At 69.3% G+C, this 22,762-nt stretch carries 18 protein-coding genes; 8 read left to right on the top strand and 10 right to left on the bottom strand.

Annotated features, from left to right (window positions below):
- Positions 1 to 75: 75 nt before the first annotated feature.
- On the top strand, positions 76 to 897 hold the full coding sequence (locus AC1DTF_RS20990; protein WP_477475459.1) for an arylamine N-acetyltransferase family protein: 822 nt from the start codon (positions 76 to 78) through the stop codon (positions 895 to 897).
- 3 nt (positions 898 to 900) lie between these two features.
- On the opposite strand, the gene AC1DTF_RS20985 is transcribed toward AC1DTF_RS20990, so the two are convergent.
- Complete coding sequence (locus AC1DTF_RS20985) at positions 901 to 1,887, bottom strand: acyl-CoA dehydrogenase family protein (protein WP_477475458.1); 987 nt, start codon at positions 1,885 to 1,887, stop codon at positions 901 to 903.
- A complete protein-coding gene (locus tag AC1DTF_RS20980) occupies positions 1,884 to 3,029 on the bottom strand; it encodes an acyl-CoA dehydrogenase family protein (protein WP_477475457.1) in 1,146 nt (381 codons plus the stop codon). The genes AC1DTF_RS20985 and AC1DTF_RS20980 overlap by 4 nt, the downstream gene beginning before the upstream one ends.
- 110 nt (positions 3,030 to 3,139) lie before the next feature.
- Here AC1DTF_RS20980 and AC1DTF_RS20975 point away from each other — a divergent pair, with 110 nt between their 5' ends.
- Together AC1DTF_RS20975 and AC1DTF_RS20970 are read left to right on the top strand one after the other, a co-directional pair.
- Positions 3,140 to 4,054 carry a helix-turn-helix domain-containing protein gene (locus AC1DTF_RS20975; RefSeq protein ID WP_477475456.1) on the top strand — a complete coding sequence of 305 codons (915 nt, stop codon included), beginning with the start codon at positions 3,140 to 3,142 and terminating at the stop codon, positions 4,052 to 4,054.
- A gap of 1 nt (position 4,055) precedes the next feature.
- Positions 4,056 to 4,580 (top strand): dihydrofolate reductase family protein, encoded by a 525-nt coding sequence (locus AC1DTF_RS20970; RefSeq protein WP_477475455.1) that lies wholly within the window; start codon positions 4,056 to 4,058, stop codon positions 4,578 to 4,580.
- Here the strand turns inward: AC1DTF_RS20970 and AC1DTF_RS20965 are convergent.
- On the bottom strand, positions 4,577 to 4,699 hold the full coding sequence (locus AC1DTF_RS20965; protein ID WP_268766330.1) for a hypothetical protein: 123 nt from the start codon (positions 4,697 to 4,699) through the stop codon (positions 4,577 to 4,579). The two genes, AC1DTF_RS20970 and AC1DTF_RS20965, sit on opposite strands and share 4 nt — an antisense overlap.
- Before the next feature lie 178 nt (positions 4,700 to 4,877).
- Here AC1DTF_RS20965 and AC1DTF_RS20960 point away from each other — a divergent pair, with 178 nt between their 5' ends.
- Positions 4,878 to 6,713, top strand: coding sequence for an acyl-CoA dehydrogenase (locus tag AC1DTF_RS20960; RefSeq protein ID WP_477475454.1), 1,836 nt, complete (start codon positions 4,878 to 4,880; stop codon positions 6,711 to 6,713).
- A gap of 73 nt (positions 6,714 to 6,786) precedes the next feature.
- Here the strand turns inward: AC1DTF_RS20960 and AC1DTF_RS20955 are convergent, their stop codons facing one another.
- From AC1DTF_RS20955 to AC1DTF_RS20945, 3 genes are all read right to left on the bottom strand, one after another.
- On the bottom strand, positions 6,787 to 7,590 hold the full coding sequence (locus tag AC1DTF_RS20955; RefSeq protein WP_477475453.1) for a transglutaminase-like domain-containing protein: 804 nt from the start codon (positions 7,588 to 7,590) through the stop codon (positions 6,787 to 6,789).
- A gap of 178 nt (positions 7,591 to 7,768) precedes the next feature.
- Positions 7,769 to 9,241 (bottom strand): aldehyde dehydrogenase, encoded by a 1,473-nt coding sequence (locus tag AC1DTF_RS20950; protein WP_477475452.1) that lies wholly within the window; start codon positions 9,239 to 9,241, stop codon positions 7,769 to 7,771.
- A gap of 47 nt (positions 9,242 to 9,288) precedes the next feature.
- Complete coding sequence (locus AC1DTF_RS20945) at positions 9,289 to 10,050, bottom strand: class I SAM-dependent methyltransferase (RefSeq protein ID WP_477475451.1); 762 nt, start codon at positions 10,048 to 10,050, stop codon at positions 9,289 to 9,291.
- 78 nt (positions 10,051 to 10,128) lie between these two features.
- Here AC1DTF_RS20945 and AC1DTF_RS20940 point away from each other — a divergent pair, with 78 nt between their 5' ends.
- Positions 10,129 to 11,301 carry a glycosyltransferase family 4 protein gene (locus tag AC1DTF_RS20940; protein ID WP_477475450.1) on the top strand — a complete coding sequence of 391 codons (1,173 nt, stop codon included), beginning with the start codon at positions 10,129 to 10,131 and terminating at the stop codon, positions 11,299 to 11,301.
- Positions 11,302 to 11,360: 59 nt separating this feature from the next.
- Here the strand turns inward: AC1DTF_RS20940 and AC1DTF_RS20935 are convergent, their stop codons facing one another.
- Positions 11,361 to 12,950, bottom strand: a complete 1,590-nt coding sequence (locus tag AC1DTF_RS20935; RefSeq protein WP_477475466.1) for an MmpA family trehalose lipid delivery protein — start codon at positions 12,948 to 12,950, stop codon at positions 11,361 to 11,363.
- A gap of 38 nt (positions 12,951 to 12,988) precedes the next feature.
- Positions 12,989 to 14,200, bottom strand: coding sequence for a cell envelope lipid trafficking protein PgfA (gene pgfA / locus AC1DTF_RS20930; RefSeq protein ID WP_057169902.1), 1,212 nt, complete (start codon positions 14,198 to 14,200; stop codon positions 12,989 to 12,991).
- Between the two features lie 215 nt (positions 14,201 to 14,415).
- Between pgfA and AC1DTF_RS20925 the strand changes: the two genes are divergently transcribed.
- A complete protein-coding gene (locus AC1DTF_RS20925) occupies positions 14,416 to 15,579 on the top strand; it encodes an acyltransferase family protein (protein ID WP_477475449.1) in 1,164 nt (387 codons plus the stop codon).
- Here AC1DTF_RS20925 and AC1DTF_RS20920 read toward each other — a convergent pair.
- Entirely contained in the window at positions 15,573 to 16,550 is a 978-nt protein-coding gene (locus AC1DTF_RS20920; protein ID WP_477475448.1) for a phosphotriesterase family protein, read from the bottom strand. The two genes, AC1DTF_RS20925 and AC1DTF_RS20920, sit on opposite strands and share 7 nt — an antisense overlap.
- Before the next feature lie 86 nt (positions 16,551 to 16,636).
- Between AC1DTF_RS20920 and AC1DTF_RS20915 the strand changes: the two genes are divergently transcribed.
- Entirely contained in the window at positions 16,637 to 17,533 is an 897-nt protein-coding gene (locus AC1DTF_RS20915) for a metal-dependent hydrolase (protein WP_477475447.1), read from the top strand.
- Positions 17,530 to 18,600 (top strand): PDR/VanB family oxidoreductase, encoded by a 1,071-nt coding sequence (locus AC1DTF_RS20910; RefSeq protein WP_477475446.1) that lies wholly within the window; start codon positions 17,530 to 17,532, stop codon positions 18,598 to 18,600. The genes AC1DTF_RS20915 and AC1DTF_RS20910 overlap by 4 nt, the downstream gene beginning before the upstream one ends.
- Here AC1DTF_RS20910 and AC1DTF_RS20905 read toward each other — a convergent pair.
- Positions 18,572 to 22,729 carry an alpha-(1->3)-arabinofuranosyltransferase gene (locus AC1DTF_RS20905; protein WP_477475465.1) on the bottom strand — a complete coding sequence of 1,386 codons (4,158 nt, stop codon included), beginning with the start codon at positions 22,727 to 22,729 and terminating at the stop codon, positions 18,572 to 18,574. The two genes, AC1DTF_RS20910 and AC1DTF_RS20905, sit on opposite strands and share 29 nt — an antisense overlap.
- Between the last annotated feature and the right edge of the window lie 33 nt (positions 22,730 to 22,762).

The raw sequence follows: 22,762 nt of genomic DNA, 5'->3' as shown, positions 1-22,762 counted from the left end.
CTAGTTTCGCATGGAACCGGTAGGCGGTCAAAGGGCCGTTGACCTGAACCGGGGTTGAGGCCACAGGATGAGGGCATGACACCGGACATCGCTGCCTACCTCGCTCGGATCGGCTACCAGGGGCCGGCGGAGCCGACATTGGACACCCTGCACGGCTTGGTCGCCGCGCACAACCGGTCCATCCCGTTCGAGAATCTCGACCCGCTGATGGGTATCCCGGTGCACGACCTCAGCGCCGAGGCGCTGACCGCCAAGCTGGTGCGCCGCCGCCGTGGCGGCTACTGCTACGAGAACAACGGTGTCATGGGCTACGCGCTGGAGGCGCTCGGGTACGAGGTGGACCGGCTGGCCGGCCGGGTGGTGTGGATGCAGCCGCCGGGCGCGCCGCAGTCCGGGCTGACCCACAACGTGCTGGCGGTCGCCGTGCCCGGTGCAGACGGACGCTTCCTGGTCGACGTGGGCTTCGGCGGTCAGACGCTGTCCTCGCCGATCCGGCTGGAGGCCGGGCCGGTGCAGCAGACCCGGCATGAGCCCTATCGCCTCATCGAGCATCCGGAGGGCCTGCAACTCCAGGCGCAGGTGCGCGGCGAATGGCAGCCGCTCTATCAGTTCAGCCTGCGCACCCAGCCGTTGGTCGATCTGAGCATCGGCAGCTGGTACTCCTCGACCTATCCCCACGCCGTCTTCGTCGTCGGGCTGTCCGCCGCGCTGGTCACCGACGACGCCCGCTGGAACCTGCGCGGCCGCAATCTCGCCATCCACTCCGGCAGGGACACCGAGAAGATCCGGCTGAGCTCCGCCGCCGACGTGGTCGACCAGCTGGTCAACCGATTCGGCATCGACGTGTCCGGGCTCGGCGATGTGGAGGCCCGGATCGGTCAGGTCTTGGACACCTGAGGGTCACGGACAGCTGATCAGCACGTCCCACGGATCGGCGGCGTCGAGCGCCAGCCGTCCCAGACGCCGGGCGTAGGACGCGGTGCTGCCGAACTCGTCGGACCAGCTGCGCGCCCGCATCGTCGCCGACCACAACTGGTGCTCGATGGTGACGCCGATGGCGCCGTGTAGCTGATGGGCGATGGTCGTCACCGGGGTGACGGCCCGGCCGACGGCGATCTTGGCGATCGTCACCGCGTAATCGGCCCGGCTGCTGCCGAAGCCATGATCGGTCACCGCGGCGGTGGCCAGATCCGTTGCCGCCCTTGCCTGTTCGATCTCACCGGCCATGGCGGCCAGTGAGTGCTGCACGGCCTGGAACTTGCTCAACGCGCGGCCGAACTGCACCCGCTCGCCAGCGTGGGCGACGGTGAGCTCCAATGCGGAATCGAAGGCGCCGACGATCTGCACGCACCGCGCCCACGCGCCGCGGCGCACCAGTTCGTCCGCGACGGCCGGCTCCAGCCGGGTCAGCCCGTCGGTTCCGTAGGCCAGGGTGCCGCGGGGCTCCCCGGCCAGGTTGTGCCCGAGGGTGACCTCGGGGTCGTCCAGCAGACCGACATACAGTCCGTCGGACTCACGGGCGGCCAGGACGATCGCGGCGTCCGACGGCCACGGCACCTCACGGGCAGTCCCGCCGGCGCCGATCGCCACCGTGAGCGGACCGGCCGGAATCTCCAGCCCCGCTTCCCCGGCCAGCCAGCCCGCCAGCAGATCGGTCTCGGCGATCGGCACGGCGGCGCTGTGGCGGGCCAGTCCGGCCAGCACGACGGCGGCCTCGCGCGGCCCGGCTTCCTGCTCGGTGGTGACCCGGGTCAGCCCGGATTCATCGAGCGTGCGCCACAGGTCGGCGTCGAACACCTCGGGCAGCCGGCGCTTGCCGAACTGCGCGTCATAGGACCGGCGGCCGATGTCGTCGACCAGTTGCTTCAGCTCATCCAACTCGCTCATCGCACCCCCAGACCGCGGGCGATCACACCGCGCAGCACCTCGTTGGTCCCGCCGCGCAGCGTGAACATCGGCGAATGCTGACGCGCGGTGCCGAGAATCGTCCGTAGGTCCCGATCGTCGTCGACGTACTCCAGCAGGTCCGCGCACAGCTCCACCGACTGCTGCTCGAAACGCGTTCCCAGATCCTTCACCAGGGCGGCCCGTGTCGCCGCGTCCTGGCCGTCGGACAACGCCCGGGCGACCGAGACCGACAGCTGCCGCAACGCCATCACCCGCCCCATCAGGTCGCCGACCTCCGCGGCGGTACGGTCGTCGACATCCTGGGCGCCGAGCGCTCGGATGACCCCGAAGATCAGGATCGCGGTGGACAGGATGCGCTCCGGGCCGCTGCGTTCGAAACCCAGTTCGGCGGTGACCTGATGCCAGCCGTCGCCGACCTCGCCCAGCACGTCGGCGTCACCGACGGCGACATCGTCGAAGGTCACCTCGTTGAAATGGTGGTGGCCGTCCAGCGTGATGATCGGGCTGATGGTGATGCCGGGAGCATCGAGGGCGACGATGAACTGGCTGAAGCCGGCATGCCGGTGGTCGGGATCCAGCGGGCTGGTGCGGGCCAGCACGATCGCAAACTGGGCGCGGTGCCCGCCGCTGGTCCACACCTTGGTGCCGTTGAGCACCCAGCCGTCGTCGGTGCGGGTGGCGCGGGTGGCGGTGGCGGCCAGGTCGGAGCCGGCGCCGTGTTCGCTCATCCCGATCGCCGAGTACAGCCGGCCGGCCGCGATACCGGGCAGCAGCCGTCGGCGCTGCTCCTCGCTGCCGTAGCTCAGCAGTGACGGCGCGACTTGACGGTCGGCGAACCAGTGGGCGGCCACCGGGGCGCCCGCCCCGAGCAGTTCCTCGGTGACGACGTAGCGGTCCAGGAACCCCCGCCCGTGCCCGCCGTACTCGGTGGGGATGGTCAGCCCGACGAAACCGGCGTCGGCCAGCCGTTCGCTGAATCCGGCGTCCCAGCTGGTCAGCCAGGAGTCGATCTCGGGCTGCCAGCCGAAGCTCTCCCGGTCGGCGCGCACGAACTGCCGAACCTTGAGTCGTAGGTCGGCCAGGTCACCGTCGTTGGCGCACAGCGCATCGAATTCACTCACCGGTTCCGGAGTCTAGTTCGGCGGGCTGGAGCGCAGCGACACGGGAATGCTGGTTCTCCAGCAGGAATAGTCATGTCGCCGGTCGGCGTCTGCCGCGATACTCGGAAGCTGTGAGTGTTCAGCCGAATGTGCCGCGCCGTGACCGGCTCCGTGAGCTGCTCGACTCGGTCGTCGACAGCGGCAACACCGACGTCGCCGACATGGCCCGCAGCAGCTTCGCCTCGGAGTTCCACTTCTCCCGCGAGGTCAGCCGGCTCACCGGCGAACCGCCCGCCGCGCTGCGCCGCCGCGTGATGCTGGAACGAGCGGCGTGGCGGCTGCAGCGCGGGGAAGGTGTGGCCGCGGTGGCCCTCGACGAGGGATGGTCGGCACCGGAGGTGTTCTCCCGCGCGTTCCGGCGCGCGTTCGGGGTGCCGCCGTCGCAGGCCACCGACGTCGGGTTCCGGCTGCCCGCCCCCAACGGGGTGCATTTCCATCCGCCGGAGTCGCTGTGGCTGGACAGCCCCGGCGACGCGCAGCGCCCCGACATCTCGCTGCTGATGATCGCGCACGATGTCGCCGACACGGCGGCGCTCATCGGCGCGGCCGCCGTGTTGTCGGAATCTCAATGGGCCGAAGCCGTCTCACCCGGCCAGGTGATCCTGGACTGGGACGGCGAGGAGCCCAGCGTCGCGGCGGTGCTCGGTGCGCTGGTGTGGACCAAGGAGGTCTGGCTGGCCAGCATCGAGGGCCGCGACCAGCCCGCCCATCCCGGTGTCCGCTCGGTCCGGCAATTGGCCRCCGACCACGACGAGGTGTCGGCGCGCTGGACGGCGATGGTGCGCGACCATGGCGAGCAGGGCCGGCTGGCCGACACCGTGATCGACGCGCTGTGCGATCCACCCGAATCCTTCCAGCTGTACGGCATCATCGCGCACGTCCTCACCTACTCGGCGCATCGCCGGGAAGTGGTGCGCGCCATGCTGATCCGCCACGGCATCACGGTGCACCGCGGCGACCCACTCGAATGGATGCGAAAGGACTGACATGGCAACGATCTACTTCACGGCCTCCACCCTGGACGGGTTCATCGTCGACGAGAACGACAGCCTGGATTGGCTGCTGACCCGTGATTTCGACCCGAACGGACCGTTCGGGTACGAGGCCTTCGTCGCCGATATCGGCGCGCTGGCCATGGGATCATCCACCTACGAGTGGATCGTCAAAAATCAACCGGGGCAGTGGATGTACTCGCAGCCCAGCTGGGTGCTCACCAGCAGGCCCGGGATCGTGCAGGACGGGCACCCGGTGCAGACGTTCGACGGCGACATCACGAGGCTGCACGGCGAACTGTTGGCCGCCGCGGGGGACAAGGATGTCTGGGTGGTCGGTGGTGGTCGGACCGCGGCGCAATTCGTGGCCGCAGGCCTGGTCGACGAGATGGTGGTCACCTACGCGCCGTGCACATTGGGGGCCGGTGCGCGGCTGCTACCGATGCGCTCGGAATGGGTATTGGCCGACGTGGGTCGCAACGGTGAATTCGTCTGTGCGCGCTGGCGCACGGCCGCCTAAGCGGCGCGCGAGGACCGTAACTGCCGGTTGAGCCGGTTGAGCAGTTCCACGGGGCGTCGGCGATCACCCAGCTGTCGGGTGAAGCGACGGCCGGCGACGTTGAGCTCGATGAGCAACATCGGTGCCCCTCCTGTTCTATGGGTCAAGCATAAAGAATGAACGCCGAGGTCGGCATCCGATATTCCGGCATACCCGCAGGTCGCACGTGAACAACTGATGAACACCCGACGCGGTGCGGCATTCACAGCTATCCGAATCGTTGGGACGTGAGCCGGTTGCCGGATTATTCTCACCGGCATGGGGCACTACATTTCCAACGTCCGTGATGTCGAGTTCAACCTGTTCGAGGCGCTGAGCATCGACAAAGCGCTGGCAACCGGTGACTTCGGCGACCTCGACGGTGCGTCGGTCCGTGAGATGCTCAGCGAAGCTGCCCGGCTCGCCGAAGGGCCGCTGGCCGAGGCGTTCGCCGAAACCGACCGCAACCCACCCACATTCGACCCGTCGACGCACACCGTCAGCTACCCCGAACCGTTCAAGGCCGCGCTGCAGGCCTGGCAGGACGGCGAGTGGTTCCGGGTCGGGCTCGACGAGGCCGTGGGTGGACTGCCCGCGCCGGCCATGCTCACCTGGGCCATCGGTGAGTTCGCACTGGGCGCGCAGCCCGCGGCCTACATCTGTCACTCCGGACCGGTGCTCTCCGACATCGTCCACGGCCTCGGCAACGAACAGCAGAAGCACTGGGCGTCGCTGATGGCCGAACGCAACTGGGGCGGCACCATGGTGCTCACCGAACCGGATGCCGGCTCCGATGTGGGCGCGGGACGCACCAAGGCCGTCGAGCAGCCCGACGGTTCGTGGCACCTCGACGGCGTCAAGCGGTTCATCACCAACGGTGACACCGGGGATATCTACGAGAACATCGTGCATGCGGTGCTCGCCCGGCCCGCCGGCGCGGGCCCGGGCACCAAGGGGTTGTCGCTGTTCTTCGTGCCGAAGTTCCTCTTCGACCCGCAGACCGGTGAGATCGGTGAGCGCAACGGCGTCTACGTCACCAACCTGGAGCACAAGATGGGGCTCAAGGCTTCCGCGACGTGTGAGCTCACCTTCGGTCAGCACGGCACGCCGGCCGTCGGCTGGCTGGTGGGCGATGAGCACAGCGGTATCGCCCAGATGTTCAAGATTATCGAGTATGCGCGAATGATGGTGGGTACCAAGGCGATCGCGACACTGTCCACGGGTTACCTGAACGCCCTCGAGTACGCCAAGACCCGCGTGCAGGGCGCGGACCTCACCCAGATGACGGACAAGACCGCGCCGCGGGTGACGATCCTGCACCACCCGGATGTGCGCCGTTCGCTGCTGACACAGAAGGCCTACGCCGAGGGTCTGCGCGCGCTCTACTTGTACACCGCGGCGCATCAGGACCCGAGCGTCGCGGCCATCGTGTCCGGGGCGGACGCCCGGATGGCCGAACACGTCAACGATCTGCTGCTGCCCATCGTCAAGGGGTTCGGGTCCGAACGCGCCTACCGCTACCTCACCGATTCGCTCCAGACCTTCGGTGGGTCCGGCTWCCTGCAGGACTACCCGRTCGAGCAGTACATCCGCGACGCCAAGATCGACTCGCTSTACGAGGGCACCACCGCGATCCAGGCGCAGGACTTCTTCTTCCGCAAGATCGCCCGCGACCAGGGCGCCGCGTTGTCACACCTGCTGGGCCGGGTGCAGGCCTTCCTGGACAAGGACACCGCCCGGCCCGAGATCGCCGATGGCAGAGGGGCTTTGGCGACGGCGGTCGGCGACGCCCAGGGCATGGTCGGCGCGCTGATCGGCTACCTGGTCGAGTCGCAGCAGGAGCCCCGCGAGCTGTACCGGGTGGGCCTGGCCTCGGTGCCGTTCCTGATGGCCATCGGTGACCTGCTGATCGGCTGGTTGCTGCTGGAGCACGCCGAGATCGCCCTCGATGCGCTCGATGAGGGCGCACCGGATCGCGACCGCGCCTTCTACGAGGGAAAGGTCGGGGTGGCGGAGTTCTTCGCCCGGCACATCCTTCCGCGGCTGTCCTCGGACCGCGCCGTCATCGAGTCGATGCAGCTGGGTGCGATGGACCTGCCGGAGGATGCGTTCTGACCCTTCGCCGAAACTCGCGTACCCGGGGCAATCCGGGCCGCCGGAACCCCGGGTACGCGGGTTTCGCCGGGCCTCAGCGGATCGACACCAGCTGATCGATCGAATCCTGGGGGAGGTCGCCGTCGACGACGGCGGTCACCGTCGCGCTGTTCAGCGTGATGGAACCCTTGTGGTTGTCCAGGAAGGCCGTGTCCGCGGCATCGCGGCCGGTGGCGATCCGCACCATGCTCTGCCTGGGGGCCAGGCACGTCGCGTCGACCACGCGCCACTGCCCGTCGACATAGGCCTCGGCGACGGCGTGGAAGTCCATCGGCGAGCACCCGGGCGCGTAGACCGCCACCAAGCGGGCCGGCACGTTCACCGCCCGCAGCAACGCGACCACCAGGTGCGCGTAGTCGCGGCACACCCCGGCCCCGGCCAACAGGGTGTCCGCCGCGCCGTCGATGGGATCGCTGGATCCGGGCACGTAGCTGAGCCGGGTGCCCACCCAGGAGGACACCTTCTCCAACAAGGTGGCCGAGTCGGCGTACTGGCCGAATTCGGTTGCGGCGAAACCGAAGAATTTGTCCGCCTCGGCGTACCGGCTGGGCCGTAGGTAGGTGGACAGGTCGACATCGGCCACCGGCGCGGGTTCGGTCTGACCGATCACCGTCGCGGTGTAGTCGACCTTGAGGTTGCCCTCGGGTGCGTTGAAGACATGGATCCGGGTGCCGTGCGCGCTGGACAGTTCGCGGGCTTGAATCTCCTTGCCGTTCAACACGAACGTCAGCGATTCGGTGACCTCGGCACCAGGGTGTGGAGCGACGGCGATCTGGAATTCGAGGGTGGTCGGCGCGGTGATGTCCACATCGAGTTCGGCTCTCACATCACGTTTCATGGGCTGGTGCTTTCTGTTGTAAGTGTGACGGCGCTGTCTACCCGGCCCGTCAACCGGCGAAACTGTGATCCGCAGCGCACCGCACACGGCGAATTAGCTGGTGAGAAGACGCAAATGGCCCCCAAAACCGCGGTTTTGGGAGCCATTCGTGTCTGCTTGCGCAGAGAAGATGGTGGAGCTACTGCTCCGGGGTGTACCCGAACGGCAGCAGCACGCTCTTGGACTCGCAGTAGCCCGAGATGCCCTCGGGGCCACACTCGCGACCGATACCGGAGTTCTTGTACCCACCGAACGGCGCACCCGCATCGAAGGCGTACATGTTGATTCCGTATGTGCCGGTGCGGATCTGCTTGGCGATCTCCACGGCCTTGCCGTAATCGGTGGTGTACACCGAACCGGCCAGCCCGTACACCGAGTCGTTGGCAATGCGCACCGCGTCGGCCTCGTCGTCGAAGGGGATGACCACCAGGACGGGTCCGAAGATCTCCTCCTGGGCGATGGTCATCGAGTTGTCGACATCGGCGAACACGGTGGGCTGCACGAACCAGCCGCTGTCCAGGCCCTCGGGCCGGCCGCCGCCGGTGACGATGCGCGCGCCCTCGTCGACACCCTTCTTGATGTAGCCCTCGACACGCTCGCGCTGCTTCTCCGAGATCAGCGGCCCGATCATCGCGGCCGGATCGTCGGGCGTGCCTGCCTGCATACCGGCCGCCGCAGCGGCGACCTTCTCGACGACCTCGTCATAGCGCGACCGCGGCGCCAGGATGCGGGTCTGCCCGACACAGGCCTGCCCGGAGTTCATCAGGCCCGAGAAGATCAGCATCGGCAACGTCGAGTCCAGGTCGGCGTCCTCCAGGATGATCGCGGCGGACTTGCCGCCGAGTTCCAGCGTGCACGGCTTGAGCTTCTCGGCGGCGATCTTGCCGATCTCCTTGCCGACCGCGCTCGACCCGGTGAAAGTGAACTTGTCCAGCGCCGGGTTGTCGGTCAGCGCACGACCGGTCTCGACACCACCGGGCACCACCGAGAGCACACCCTCGGGTAGGCCGGCCTCGGCGAACACGTCGGCCATCAGGTTGGTGGTCAACGGGGTTTCGGCGGCGGGCTTGAGCACGATGGTGCAGCCGGCCAGAAGGGCCGGGCCCAGCTTGTTGGCGGCCAGGAAGAACGGCACATTCCAGGCCACGACGGCGCCGACGACGCCGATGGGCTCCTTGAGCACCAGGGTCTGGCCGTAGAGCCCGTCGCGGATGTCCTGCCAGGCGAACTTGTCGGCACCGGAGGCGTAGAACTGCAGCGTCGACATCGCCGCGCCGTACTGCATCATGTCGACGATGGTCTGCGGCTGGCCGGTCTCCAGCTTGAGCAGATGCTTGAACTCTTCGGCGCGGGCCTCGATCAGCTCGACGGCCTTGGCGAGGACCGCCTCGCGCTCCTTCGGGGACATCCGCGGCCACGGGCCCTCGTCGAATGCCGTGCGCGCTGCGGCGCACGCGGCGTCCACATCCGCCTTCGCGGCCAGCGGAACCTGGCCGACCTTCTGCTCGGTCGCGGGGGAGAAGACCTCGATGACCTCTGAGGTCGACGGTTCGACCCACTGGCCACCGATGAACAGCTTGTCCCACGTTGTCTTGAACGCCGTCTGTGTCATGGACGTCACATTACCCAGAATCCGGCGAAACGAGAACCTGTTGCAGTTCAGGGCTGCAGGACCAGCACCAGATTGCTCACCGTGAATTCGCGCAGGCCCGGCGCCGCGGTCATCCACCAGGCCCATCGAGGGTGGTAGCGGGGAAAAGCGGCGACGAGCGCGCCGGTGCTGGCGGCCCAGCGCAACCCGTCGGCCGCCGACACCGCGAACAACGACGATCCGTAGTCGTTCTTGGGCCGATGCCCGTGCTTGCGGGCGTACCGGTCGGCGGCCCTGGCCCCGCCCAGGTAATGCGTCAATCCCATCTCGTGCCCGCCGAACGGGCCCAGCCACACCGTGTAGGACAGCACCGCCAGGCCGCCGGGCCGGGTGACCCGCAGCATCTCGTTGCCCAGCAGCCACGGGTGGCGCACATGCTCGGCGACATTGGAGGACAGACAGATGTCGACGCTGTCATCGGCGAACGGCAGCGCGGTGCCCGAGGCCCGGACGAAGGCGCCCCCGCCCGGTTCGCCGGCCGGACCCGCGTGCATCTCGGTGGGGTCCGGTTCGACACCGATGTAATGCATCCCGGCCGCGGTGAACGCGGACGCGAAGTACCCGGGGCCACCGCCGACGTCCAGCGCGGTGCGCCCGGCCGGGGTGGTGGCGTTGAGCCCCGTCCACAGCTCACCGACCATGTCGACGGTGTCCTCGGCCAGCGCGCCGTAGAACCGGGCGGGGTCGGACTGTTCGAACCGGAACGCGCTGAGCAGGCGGACCGAGCGGCGCAGGGTGGCCCGGCGGGCGAAGTCACGGGTGGGCCGCACCGGGTCAGCCTACGGTTCAACCGTGGCCCACCAGCGAGCCGAGGCGTTGCCGGCGGGCCGGTTAGGCTGGGCGACGTTATGCCCCGAACATCCCGTGACCCCCAGGTGCAGCGTGTGCTGTTGCTGGGCTGGCGCGACACCGGGCATCCGCAGGGCGGCGGCAGCGAGGCCTACCTGCAGCGCATCGGCGCCCAACTGGCCGACGCCGGGGTGGCGGTCACCCTGCGCACCGCCCGCTACCCGGGTGCCCCACGCCGCGACAGCCTGGACGGGGTGACGGTCAGCCGCGGCGGCGGGCCCTACTCGGTCTACGTCTGGGCGGGGCTGGCGATGGTGGCCGCGCGGGTCGGGCTGGGGCCGCTGCGCCGTGCCCGGCCCGACGTCGTCATCGACACCCAGAACGGCATCCCCTTCCTGGCCCGGCTCGCCTACGGCACGCGCTCGGTGCTGCTGGTACACCACTGCCACCGCGAGCAGTGGCCGGTGGCAGGCCGGCGCACCGGCCGGTTCGGCTGGTTCGTCGAATCGCGGCTGTCTCCGGCCCTGCACCGGCGCAATCAGTACGTCACCGTGTCGCTGCCCTCGGCGCGCGAGCTCACCGATCTTGGTGTGGCGCCCGCCCAGATTGCGGTGGTGCGCAACGGGGTCGATGAGGCGCCGCAGGCATCGCTGACCGCGCAGCGCTCCGCCACCCCGCGGGTCGCGGTGCTCTCACGGCTGGTGCCGCACAAGCAGATCGAGGACGCCCTGGACGCGGTCGCGGTGCTGCGCCGCCGGATTCCGGACCTGCACCTCGACATCGTGGGCGGCGGCTGGTGGGAACAGCGGCTGGTCGACCACGCCGCCGTGCTCGGGATTGCCGATGCCGTCACCTTCCACGGCCATATCGATGATGAAGCCAAACACCATGTGGTGCAGCAAAGTTGGGTTCACCTGATGCCTTCCCGCAAGGAAGGGTGGGGGCTGGCCGTCATCGAGGCCGCCCAGCACGGGGTGCCGACCATCGGCTACCGCAGCTCCGGTGGCCTGACGGACTCCGTCGTCGACGGTGTCACCGGATTGTTGGTGGACGGTCCCGACGAACTGGTCGACGGGCTGCGCCGGTTGCTCACCGACCGGGTGCTGCGCGACGAACTCGGCGCCAAGGCGCGGAGTCGCAGCGCGGAATTCTCCTGGGTGCTCAGCGCGGATGCGATGCGCACCGTCCTCGAATCGGTGCATGCGGGCCGCTACGTCAGCGGCGTCGTCTGACCAACCCACGCGCCGAAACTGTATTCCAGACGGCGAAGTGCGGGTGAACGCCTTCAGGATTACAGTCTAGGCACGAGAACCGGTCGGCGTCGCGTTACCAACGCGCCCACCCCGGCGCCGATCAGGATCGCCAGCCACACCACGTGCGCGGTGATCAGCAACCCACGTCCTGAAGCCGCCGGCGCCGTCCCGCCGATGTCATACAGCGCGATGTCGCCGTCTCGGTAGGCCACCGGCAAATCCAGTGCACCGGAGCCTGATTCGTCGACCACCCAGCCGATCCCGGCGTCGGCCAGCTCACGCTGGGAGGCCCCGTCGAGCAGCAGCTGGGTCGCCTCGCGGCCGCGCGCACCCTCGCCGGGCACCGTCTGCCCGCCGATCACCAGGTCGCCGCTGCTGAGTACCTCGGCGGACACCCAGCGGGGCAGCGGATCGAGCACTGGAGCCTCACCCGCCCAGGAGAATTGGCGCATGCTGTCCGGCGGTAGCACCGCCACCGGTCGCGGGTCGGCGTTGATCATGGCCACGACCGTCGTCCACCCCGCCGGGTAGGTCACCGAACGCACCTGCCCGCCCACACCCCAGGCCAGATCGGGCAGCACCCCGATCAGGGCGACGCAGCCCAGCACCGCCGCCGAACGGCCCAGGCGCGCAACCCCGGCGGCGGCCAGCGCGTAGCCGGGAACGGCCAGCGCCACCCACTTCTGCCCGTCCCGGAGCAGGCCCATTCCGGGCACCGCGCGCATCACCGCTTCCAGCGCCGCCATCCCGGGCCCGGTGGCCATCGCCGCGGGCAGCACCACCGCGATCACGGCAAGCACCAGCAGGGGGCGTGCCTGCGCACAGCGGATCGCCGCAGGTAGTCCCGCGCACACCGTGGCCAACAGCACGACGGTGCCCAGCAGCGCGAAAAGTGTTGTGCGTGAATCGGGTACCGCCTGGGCATTCCAGATACCACCGAGGCCGGCGAGGCTGCCCAGGGTCCCGAGACCGGGCTCGGCGCGGGCCGCGAACGCCGACACCCCGGCACCGGCCGTCGAGGAGAGCGAGTCCGCGACCACCGCGGCCACCAGCCAGGGCAGTGCCGCACCGGCCGCCGCCGCCGCGGTGATCGCGATATCGCGCCACCCCCGGCAGCACACCAGCGCCACCACCGCCGCCAGCAGCAGCCCGGTCGGCGTCAGGCCCGCCAGCGCGATCCAGAACACCGCCGGCCAGTACCGGCGCTGCAGCATCATCGCGGCCACCCAGGACAGGCAGCCGTAGCCGACCAACAGGCTCCAATGCCCCTGCAGCAGCCGCTCGGCGACATACGGATTCCAGGTGGCCACCGTCGCGGCCACGCACTGACCCGCCACTCCGGCCTCCGGCAGCACCTGCGCGACCAGCCGTGCCGCACCCCAGCCGGCCAACCACAGCCCACCGATCAGCAGCAGCTTCACCAGCACGCCGCCGTCGATCACCGGCGAGAGCAGCGCGATCACGAAGTCCTGCGGCAGCGCCCGCGGCGCGGCCTGGGTCAGGCCCAGCGCGGCGTCGGAGAGGTGCGACCGCGGGGTCGAGACGGCGTCCCGCAGCAGCAGGTAGCCCGGTGCCAGCAGTGGCCCGGTGACGATCAGCGCCAGCGCGAACGCGTATGCAGGCGCGATCCACCGYCGGTGGGCGGTGGCCGGTGATGCAGGGGTGGTCAGACCGGTCGGTCCGGCGGCAGGTCGGTGGGCCGTCGGGTGGGGATCTTCTCGGTCTGCGCCTCGGCTGCGGGCATCGGCCCGGATTCGTCGTCACGCCGGCCGAAGAAGCCGCGGTCCGATCCGTCGAGGCCGGGATCGATCAGCGCGGACTCGGCGCGCAAGGCGAACGAGCCCAGCAGCACGCCGCCCACCAGGGCCACCAGACCCAGCGCGGTGAAGGTGATCGGCAGGACCCGGCTCCACAACGCCAGATGATCGGACTCGTCGCGCGCGGCGGCGACCTGCGACTCGACCGTCTCCTCGGTGGAGTTCACGGTGTAGTCGGCGAACGTCACCTCGGGCCTGAGCTCGTCACGTGCGTAGTAATGGAATCCGTGTTCCTTGGCCCGCACGATGGTGCCGGTCACCGGATCCACCCAGAAGGTGCGCTGTGCCGCGTAGTAACGCGTCATGGTGATCGGATCTTCGGGGCTCTCGGCTTCCACACCCCACAGCGACGCGCGGGCGGTCACTTCACCGTCCTCGTCGTTGTCGTACAGCGAGGCGTACCGGACCGGCTCGACGAGCTTGCCGTCCGCGTCGTAGCCGACGTTCTGGGTGAACCGGAAGGTGGTCAGTCCGTTGACGTCTTCTTCGCCGTCGTAGTTGGCGTCGAACGCCTTCTGCGCGATCGGATCGAAGTAGGGGTAGGTCTTCTTCTCGGTGTCGAACGGGAACCGGTAGGACAGTCCCTCGTGCGGCAACGCCACGTTGGTCGGCGGGTTGTCATCTTCGATGCTGCGCGGCTTCTGCACCGCGCCGCCGGGATTGGTGTCGCTGGACACTGCGAGCGCGCTGGCGCGATCCAGGGTGACGGTGTCGACCAGGGCCAGCAGCAGCCCCTCGTCCTGTTGCTTGTCGGTGCGCCGCAGCGTGCTACCGACCTGCAGGGTCACCACCTCGGCGTTGGCCGGAGCCTCCACGCTGAGCTGCTGCTGCAGCGCCACCGGGACGTTCTCGTTGATGACGAACGCTTCCCCCGAGGACAGCGACGCCGGATCGAGCGCGGTGCCGGTGCCCTCACTCATGAGGTCGGCATCGAGATCCAGCGGGATCTTGGCGATCTTGCCTTGGGTGTACGTGGACAGCAGCAGGGCTGCGATCAACAGGGCAGCACCCAGCCCCAGAAGTCCACATGCGGCAATTCGCAGGGCTACGGCGCGGTTCAACCCGTGCTCCCTTCGGTCGCTGACGACCCTAACAGCACTCTGTGAGGGCGAGAACTGTGACGATGGCTTCTGCACTCCCCGGTCGCTTCGCTCTCCCCCGCAAGCGGGTGGTGCCCCCTGCCCGCCGGTCTCATTCCCCGGTCGCTTCGCTCCTGCCCGCCGGTCTCATTCCCCGGTCGCTTCGCTCCTGCCCGCCGGCAGGCACACTGGTCCCCATGACGGCGCCCGGCGATCGCACCACCTCAGGTGCCGCGCGCAGCTTTCTGCCCGCCGTCGAGGGAATGCGGGCCTGCGCCGCGGTCGGGGTCGTCATCACCCACGTGGCGTTCCAGACCGGCAACACCGGTGGCGTCACGGGCAGGCTGCTGGGCCGCTTCGACCTGGCGGTCGCCGTGTTCTTCGCGCTGTCGGGCTTCCTGCTGTGGCGGGGGCACGCGGCAGCAGAACGCGGCCTGCGCCGTCGCCCTCCGACCGGGCATTACCTGCGCTCGCGGCTGGTCCGCATCATGCCCGGCTACCTGGTGGCCGTCATCGTGATCCTGACGCTGATGCCCGATACCAACGCCGACTTCACGGTCTGGCTGGCCAATCTGACGCTCACCCAGATCTATGTTCCGCTGACGCTGACCAACGGGCTCACCCAGATGTGGAGCCTGTCGGTGGAGGTCTGCTTCTACATCGCGCTACCGGTGCTGGCGCTGCTGGCCCGGCGGCTGCCGGTGGGTGCGCGCATCCCCGCCGTCGTCGCGCTGGCGGCGGCGAGCCTGGCCTGGGGGCTGATCCCGTTCGACCCGCCCTACGGCGTGAACCCGCTCAACTGGCCACCGGCCTTCTTCTCCTGGTTCGCCGCGGGCATCGTGCTGGCCGAGCTGTCGGTGAGCCGGGTCGGCTGGGCGCACCGGCTGGCGCGGCGCCGGCTGTTGATGGCGGCGGTGGCGGTGGGGGCGTTTCTGATCGCGGCCTCGCCGCTGGCCGGCCCGGAGGGGCTGACGCCGGGAACGGTGGGCCAGTTCGTGGTGAAGACCACGATGGGCGCGATCGTGGCCGGGACGTTGCTGGCACCCCTGGTGCTCGACGCTCCCGACACCGCGCACCGGGTGCTGGGCAGCCCGGTGATGGTGACGCTGGGTCGCTGGTCCTACGGGCTGTTCATCTGGCACCTGGCTGCCCTGGCGATGGTGTTCCCGGTCATGGGGTATTTCCCGTTCAACGGCCACATGCCGGTGGTGTTGGTGCTGACGCTGATCTTCGGCTTCGCGATCGCAGCGGTCAGTTATGCCCTGGTCGAGTCACCGTGCCGGGAGGCGCTGCTGCGCTGGGAGGCCCGGCACCGTCGTTCGGCGCCGCTGGACAGTGCGGTGCGCGACACCGCTCAGTAACCGCCGCCGTGTTCGAAGATCCGCCGCGGATTGTCGACCAGCATGGTCTTGAGCTGCTCGTCGGTCACCCCGCGCTCTTTCAGCGCCGGGATCACGTCGTTGTGGATGTGCAGGTAATGCCAGTTGGGCATCACCACCGACACCATGTCCTCGGGGAGCGCATCGAAATAGCAGGACGCGTCGTGGGAGAGCACCATCTTCTCGGCGTGGCCGCGTTCGCACATCCGGGCCACCGTGTCGACGCGCTGCTCGAACGGCAGGATCGAATCGATGCCGAACCGGTCCATGCCCAGGTAGGAGCCGCGCGCGATGAGTTCCTCCAGGTAGTCCAGGTCGGTGCTGTCCCCGGAGTGCCCGATGACGACGCGGCTGAGGTCGACGCCCTCCTCGGCGAAGATCCGCTGTTGCTCCAGGCCGCGCCGGCTGCCGGCATGGGTGTGGGTGGAAATGGGCACACCGGTCTCCCGGTGCGCGGCGGCCACGCTTCTCAGCACCCGCTCCACCCCCGCGGTGACGCCCGGTTCGTCGGTGGCGCACTTCAGGATTGCCGCTTTGATGCCGGTGTCGGCGATGCCCTCGGTGATATCGCGGACGAACATCTCGGTCATGATCTCGGGTCCGTCGAGCAGGGTGCCCGGACCCTGGTAGTGAAACCGGAACGGCACATCGTTGTAGGTGTAGAGGCCGGTGGCCACCACGATGTTGATCTCGGTGGCCGCCGCGATCTTCGCGATCCTCGGGATGTAGCGGCCCAGCCCGATGACGGTCAGGTCGACGACGGTGTCCACACCGCGGGATTTGAGCTCGTTGAGCCGGGCAATGGCGTCGCTGACACGGCGATCCTCATCGCCCCAGCCCTCCGGATAGTTCTCCGCGATCTCGGTGGTCATGATGAAGACGTGCTCGTGCATGAGCGTGACGCCGAGGTCAGCGGTATCGACCGGCCCGCGTGCGGTGTTCGTATCGGCCACCCCGCCGATGCTAGGAGCCGCCCACGGCGGCCGAGGCGGTTCGCGAGTATCGACATCTACCCGGTACCCGGGGTACCGTTTTGCCGATGGAGAAGTTGGACACGGACACCCCGGACGGTGCGGCGATCGCGCTGCACGCACGTGCGGTGCAGTTCGATCTCACCGACGTGCCTGCGCAGTGTGTGTACGACGACCCGTACGCATCGCACCTGTACAACGGGCTGAGCCTGCTGCTGCCCGCCGGTGAGGAGTGGTTCGTCTCGATCCTCAAAGAGGCGTTGCCGCACATCGAGGACGAGAAACTCCGCGAGGACGTCATCGGCTTCATGGGCCAGGAGGCCATGCACGCCAACGCCCACTCCGGCATCAACGAGTACCTGGAGCGGCACGGCATCGACCCGGCCCCGGTGCTCGACCGCGCGCACTGGGTGTTCGGCAGCCTCCTGGGCCCGCGCGACGCCACCGGCGCCAAGGCGCACAACTATCTGGTGGAGCGGCTGGCCGTGATGGCCGCGCTGGAACACATCTTCTCGTTCCTGGGCGACTGGGTGCTCAACGCCAAACGGCTCAACGGCCAGACGGCGCACCCGACGATCGTCGACCTGCTGCGCTGGCACGGCGCCGAAGAGGTCGAGCACCGCATGGTGTCCCACGACGTGCTGCGCTATTTCGACCGCAACTACGCGCGGCGCGCCTGGGCGCAGGTCGTGGCAGGCCCGATGTTGTTGTACTTGTTGTGGCAGGCCACCCGGTACCTGATGCGGGTCGACCCGTACCTGACGATGTCGCGGCGCAAGCGAAAAGCAATCTGGCGCGGCCTGATCCGTTCCGGACGCCGCGGCGTCACCCCGTCGATCACGCACACCGCATGGCGTGGGATGCAGTACTTCTCGCCGCGGGATCACCCCGGCGATGTCGGGGATACCGCCCAGGCCGTCGCCTACCTGGCCTCCTCGCCCGCCGCGCGGGCCGCGGCGCGGTGAAGCGTCCCGCACCGCCGCTGGGCACACCGCTCGACGACCGGGCGACGAATTTTGTTGTGTCGCTTCTGGAACGGTTCTGGCTGGGGCGCGTCACCCAGGCCGACTACGGCGACGAACGTGCCCTTCGCGGCGCTGACGCCGCGCTCACGCTGCAGGTGACCGGACGCACCGTCGTCGCCCAGGACAACGACGTGGTCGCACTGACCTTCGCCGCGCCCGACGGCGCCACGCTGCCCGCGTGGCAGCCCGGCAGTCACCTCGATCTGCACCTGCCGTCCGGGCGGCGCCGGCAGTACTCGCTGTGCGGTGACCCGCAGGACCGGTCGCAGTACCGGATCGCGGTGCGCCGGATCCCCGGCGGTGGTGGCGGATCACTGGAGATGCATGCGCTGTCGGTGGGGGATTCGGTCAGCGTGCGTAGCCCGCGCAACGGTTTCCCGTTCATTCCCTACGACCGGGCGCTCTACATCGCCGGTGGTATCGGCATCACTCCGGTGCTGCCGATGGTGCTCGCGGCCCAACGGCTGGGCACCGATTGGCATTTCGTGTACTGCGGGCGCAGCGCGGAGAGCATTCCGTTCCTCGGCGAGATCGCCTCCTGGGACCCGTCCCGGGTGACCATCCGGTTCGATGACGAACACGGACTGCCGACCGTCGAGGACCTGCTGGGTCACGCACCCGCCGGCGGGGCGGTCTACGTGTGCGGGCCGCCGCCGATGATCGAGACGGTGCGCCAGAACTTCGACGGATCCGGCGCCGCGGCACTGCATTTCGAGCGTTTCAGCGCTCCGCCGGTGCGCGACGGCACGGCGTTCGAGATCGAACTGGCCGGCAGCGGTGAGGTGCTGCCGGTGGCCGCCGACGAATCGGTGCTCGACGCGCTGGTACGGCACCGCCCCGACACCGCCTACTCGTGTCGCCAGGGTTTCTGCGGTACCTGCCGCGTCGGGGTGCTGGCCGGCACACCCGAGCACCGCGAGAACAGGCTCACCGCCGAAGAGCGTGAGACCTCGATGTTGACCTGCGTATCCCGTTCGCTCACTTCGCGTCTCGTGCTCGATCTATAGCAATCGTCGACGCCGCGAGCATCGCCACCGACAACAGCGCGAGGAACTGCACGCCGACCGAATGGCCGAGGTACCCGTCCACCGAGCGCCACGGACCACGGGACAGGGCCGCGCCGGCGGCGATCAGCCCACCGGCGGACACCCCGACGGTGATCCTCTCCGACCAGGCCCGTCCCGCCAGCAGGTACCGCACGCCGATCGCCGCCGCTACCACCGCGATCCCGGCGACCCCGCTGATCAGCGCGCCCACCGCGAGGACCGCGGCGCCCGACAGCCACGGCGCGGGCACCCACGGCTGCACCGACTCGCCGGTACTCTCACGCCGGACCGGCAGCAGCGCAAGCAAAGCCAGTATCGGGAGCAGCGCCAGCCCGCCGAAGAGCCCGATCCGGTAGGTCAGGTTGGAGGGGAAGGTCAGCGTCAGCGTGCCGCTGGTGCCTGCGGGGACCACCCAGCCCTGCTGCCACCCGTTGACGGTGATGGCGCGTAGTGCCGTGCCGTCCTGGCTGTGGGCGACCCAGCCGGGATTCACGCTCTCGGGCACCACGATCACCCGGTCGTGATCCACCGCRTCCACCTCCACCTCGCGGTGATCGGAGGTCCACTTGCCGGTGGGCGCGTCGACGATCGGTGCCGGGCGCAGTTCACCGGCGCGCGGGGTGTCCAGCTGGACGCCGTCGACCACGAATGCCTCGCCCGGGCTGACCACCAGTTCCTGCTGTCCCGCAGGCAGCGTGACGGGCTCGGTCTGGCAGGGCTTCGCCGCGATGGGCTCGTTGTTCAGCAGCGCACCGACGGTGGTGGCCACCGAGGTCTGGATGAACTGCCCGGCCACACCGATGATCGGCCCCCTGCCGCACGGCAACGTGATCGGGCGGCCCCCGTCGGCCGGGTCGGCCGCCGCAATCGGCTTGCCCGCGCCGTCCAGGACGGTCACCTCGGCCAGGCCAGTGGGCTTGAGCTGATCGAAACCCAGTGCGGTGCGGTCGATCACATCGGTCCAGTCCAGGATCGACACCTGCACCGTATCGGTCACCGCGGGGAACAGGTCGAACGTCTGGGGCCCGTCGCCGTCGAGGCGGCGGACCTGCGGGCCGGCGCCCAGGTCGATGGCGACCATCGTCGGATGTGCCGGCAGCACCGTGGCACTCGGTGTCAGGGTCAGCGCGGAAACCTCGGTGGGCTCGGGCAGTTTCACCGTCAGCGTCGGCGGCTTCTTGAGCTGCACATTGTTCTGCGGTGCCGTCCACGCGGTGCGCACATCGCCGTCGGTGGCGGCGTAGGCCGAGCCGAGTACGTCGATCAGATCCGAATCGCCGGTCGCGCGGGTGTTTCCGGGCTCGCTGATCAGATCGGCCAGCCGTGGACCCTGCCGCGCCCGCACCCACACCGTCGGGGTGACCGCGGTGGGCTCCGGCACCGTCAGGGTGCGGCTCATGTTCACCGCCTCCTCGGGGGCGATCGCCATGGTGGCCGCACAGAGGGTGCCGTCGGGTGCTTCCGCGCAGCCCGGCCGGCCCAGCAGCTCGGAGCCGAGATCCCATTGCGCGACCGCCGATCCCGCGGGCGGACCCGGCACGTCCACGGTGCGCCGCAGCGTGACCGGATGGGCGAAACCCGATGCGTCGTACTGGGTCACGGACAGATCGGTGATGCCGAACTGCACGCCGGGTGAGCCGTCGTCGGTGCCGACGGCGGTGATCCGCATCCACGGCGTCTCACCGAACGGCAGCGCCGCGGACAGCGGTTTACCGGGCTCGTCGAATCGCAGGGTGGTGGTGCCGTTGATCGTGGACACCTCGATGCGGCGGACCTGCGCGCCGACAGCGGTGGCGCTGGGGGTGATGGTGACCGCGGCGTTGGTCACCGGATGGTCGAAGTCGACCTGCATCCACTGGCCCAGCGCGGTCTGCAGCGAGTTGGACACCCAACTTGTCGAGGAATCGGCATCGATGGCCGCGGCCGGCCCGGAGGACGGCGAAACATTGGGTAGCGCAGTCGAATCCGCCGCAGAGCTGGAGACGCTGATATTGCCGCCGGTCCACCTCGCATAGAGCGGGTCGGTGCCGGCCGGATAGTCCATCACCCGGTTGAAGGTCTGCCGCCGCTCGTCGGGGGTGCGCACCGCCGAGGAATGGTTGTCCACCCGGCCGTAATCGGTTTCGCGGGCCAGTGGCGTGTCGGTCACCGTCACCAGCGGGGCGCCGACACCGGCACGCTGTGCGTCGGCGGTCAGCAGCATCGGCCCGAGGGGTTCACGCCCGATCAGTCGGCGTCGTTCGGCAAGGCGCAACAAGGCTTCCGGGCCGCCGTCGACGCGGGCCATCGCATCCAGGTCGGTCAGATACGGCGCGGGCCGGGCGTCGTCGACGCGGTAGATCTCGATCGCCGGGTAGCGGGGACGCAGGCCGCTGTCGGTGACGAACCCCTCCAGGGTTCCCGGCCCCACCGGATCACCGAATTCCGCCACCCTGGTCAGGCCGGGCGACCCGTCGATGGCACGGTGCACCAGGATCGGGCGTGCGGACCGTGAGGCGTCCGGATCCAGGTCGTTGCGCACCACCACAAACGAAATACCTTGCTGGGAAAGCGTGTCCGCCAGGCCGGCCGAGGGTTGCCCGGCGGCGAACAGCCGCTGCACCGAGTCGAGCGCCCGAATGGTCTCCGGTGGGGTCAGCGGGATCGAGTCGCGCACACCCCAGGGGTTGCTGCCCAGCACCTGCAGTGGCTCGTCATGGCTGTTGCCCCACACCTGGGTCGCGAAGGGGGCGCCCGGCGCGACGAGCACCCGTCCGCGGTCGGTGTTGTGCTCATCGAGCCAGTCCGCGGTGTCGTGCCAGTAGCCGGGGATCGCCTCGAAGCTCCCCGGCGGGGTCAGCCGGCCGGTCCAGGCCAGTGAGGTGCCCGCAGCCAGCGCGGTCAGGATGACCAGGCCGACGGCGACCCGCCTGTCACGTTCGGGGTAGGCGAACGCGCGCACCCAGCTGGGCCGGGACACGGTGCCGGGCAGGGGTATCCGGCCCAGCAGATGCGCCAGGCCCAGCGCCAGAGGCAGCCGGATCAACGGTTCCAGCTTGTGCACGTTGCGCAGCGGGGTGCCGTCGGCGTCGAGGAACAACTGCACCTGCGTGGCGATCGGGGAACCCAGCCCGCCCGAGTAACCGACGGCCAGCAGGGTGATGCCGACGAAGAGGATCGCGATGAGCCGGCCCCGGGCCGGCATGGTGCGCATCGCCAGGCCGGCCAGCCCGGCCGYCGCGACCAGGGTGGTGGCCAGCACCGCGACCGAACTGGTGACCAGCGTCGAACCTGCGGTGGCGGTGGGCGCGACGAACGGCGTCCAGCTGTCCGTGCCGCGCAGCACCTCGGTCAGCGAGAGCCAGCGAGTGGTGACCCCGGAGGACTCGATGTAATCCAGGAACGGCGGACTGATGCGGCCCAGCATCACCAGCGCGACCGACCACCAGGTGATGGCCAACGCCGTGCACAGCGCCCACCATGCGGTGAACCGCCACCACTGCCGGTTCGGGCGGTGCGCCGCCCACCAGATGACGGCGGCCAGGCAGCCGGTCAGGGTGGCGACGGCGTTGACCGCGCCCATCAGCGCCACGGCCGCTGCCGAACGCGCGGCCAGCAACCGGATCCGGTCGTCGCCTCGCATGGCGTAGATCACGGGCAGCAGTACCCACGGCGCCAGCATCATCGGCAGCGTCTCCGAGGAGATGGCGCCCAGGGTGGTCAGCACCCGCGGGGACAGGGCGAACGCCGTCGCGGCGATGATCCGCGCGCTGGTGGTGCCGATCCCCAGCGCCTCGGCCACCCGCAGCAGGCCCCAGAACCCGACGGTGAGCAGCAGCGCCCACCACAACCGTTGGGTCACCCAGCCCGGCACGCCCAGCACATCGCCGGCCAGGAAGAACGCGCCGTGCGGAAACAGGTAGCCGTAGGCCTGGTTCTGGGCCTGCCCGAACGACAGGTCGCTGTTCCACAGATCGGCGGCACGTGCGAGGAACCGCAGCGGGTTGGCGGTGAGATCGAGTTTGGTGTCAGGAGAGATGCGGCCCGGCGACTGGATGAACGCCAGTATCAGAAATGCGGTGCCGACCAGCCACAGCCAACGCCGCGACAGTTGATTCCGAACTCCGGCTGCCGGCGCGCCCGG

The organism is Mycobacterium sp. P4_H6, from assembly GCF_056400845.1.
The sequence above is the reverse complement of the archived record's forward strand: the minus strand, read 5'-3'. Positions and strand labels throughout refer to the sequence as shown.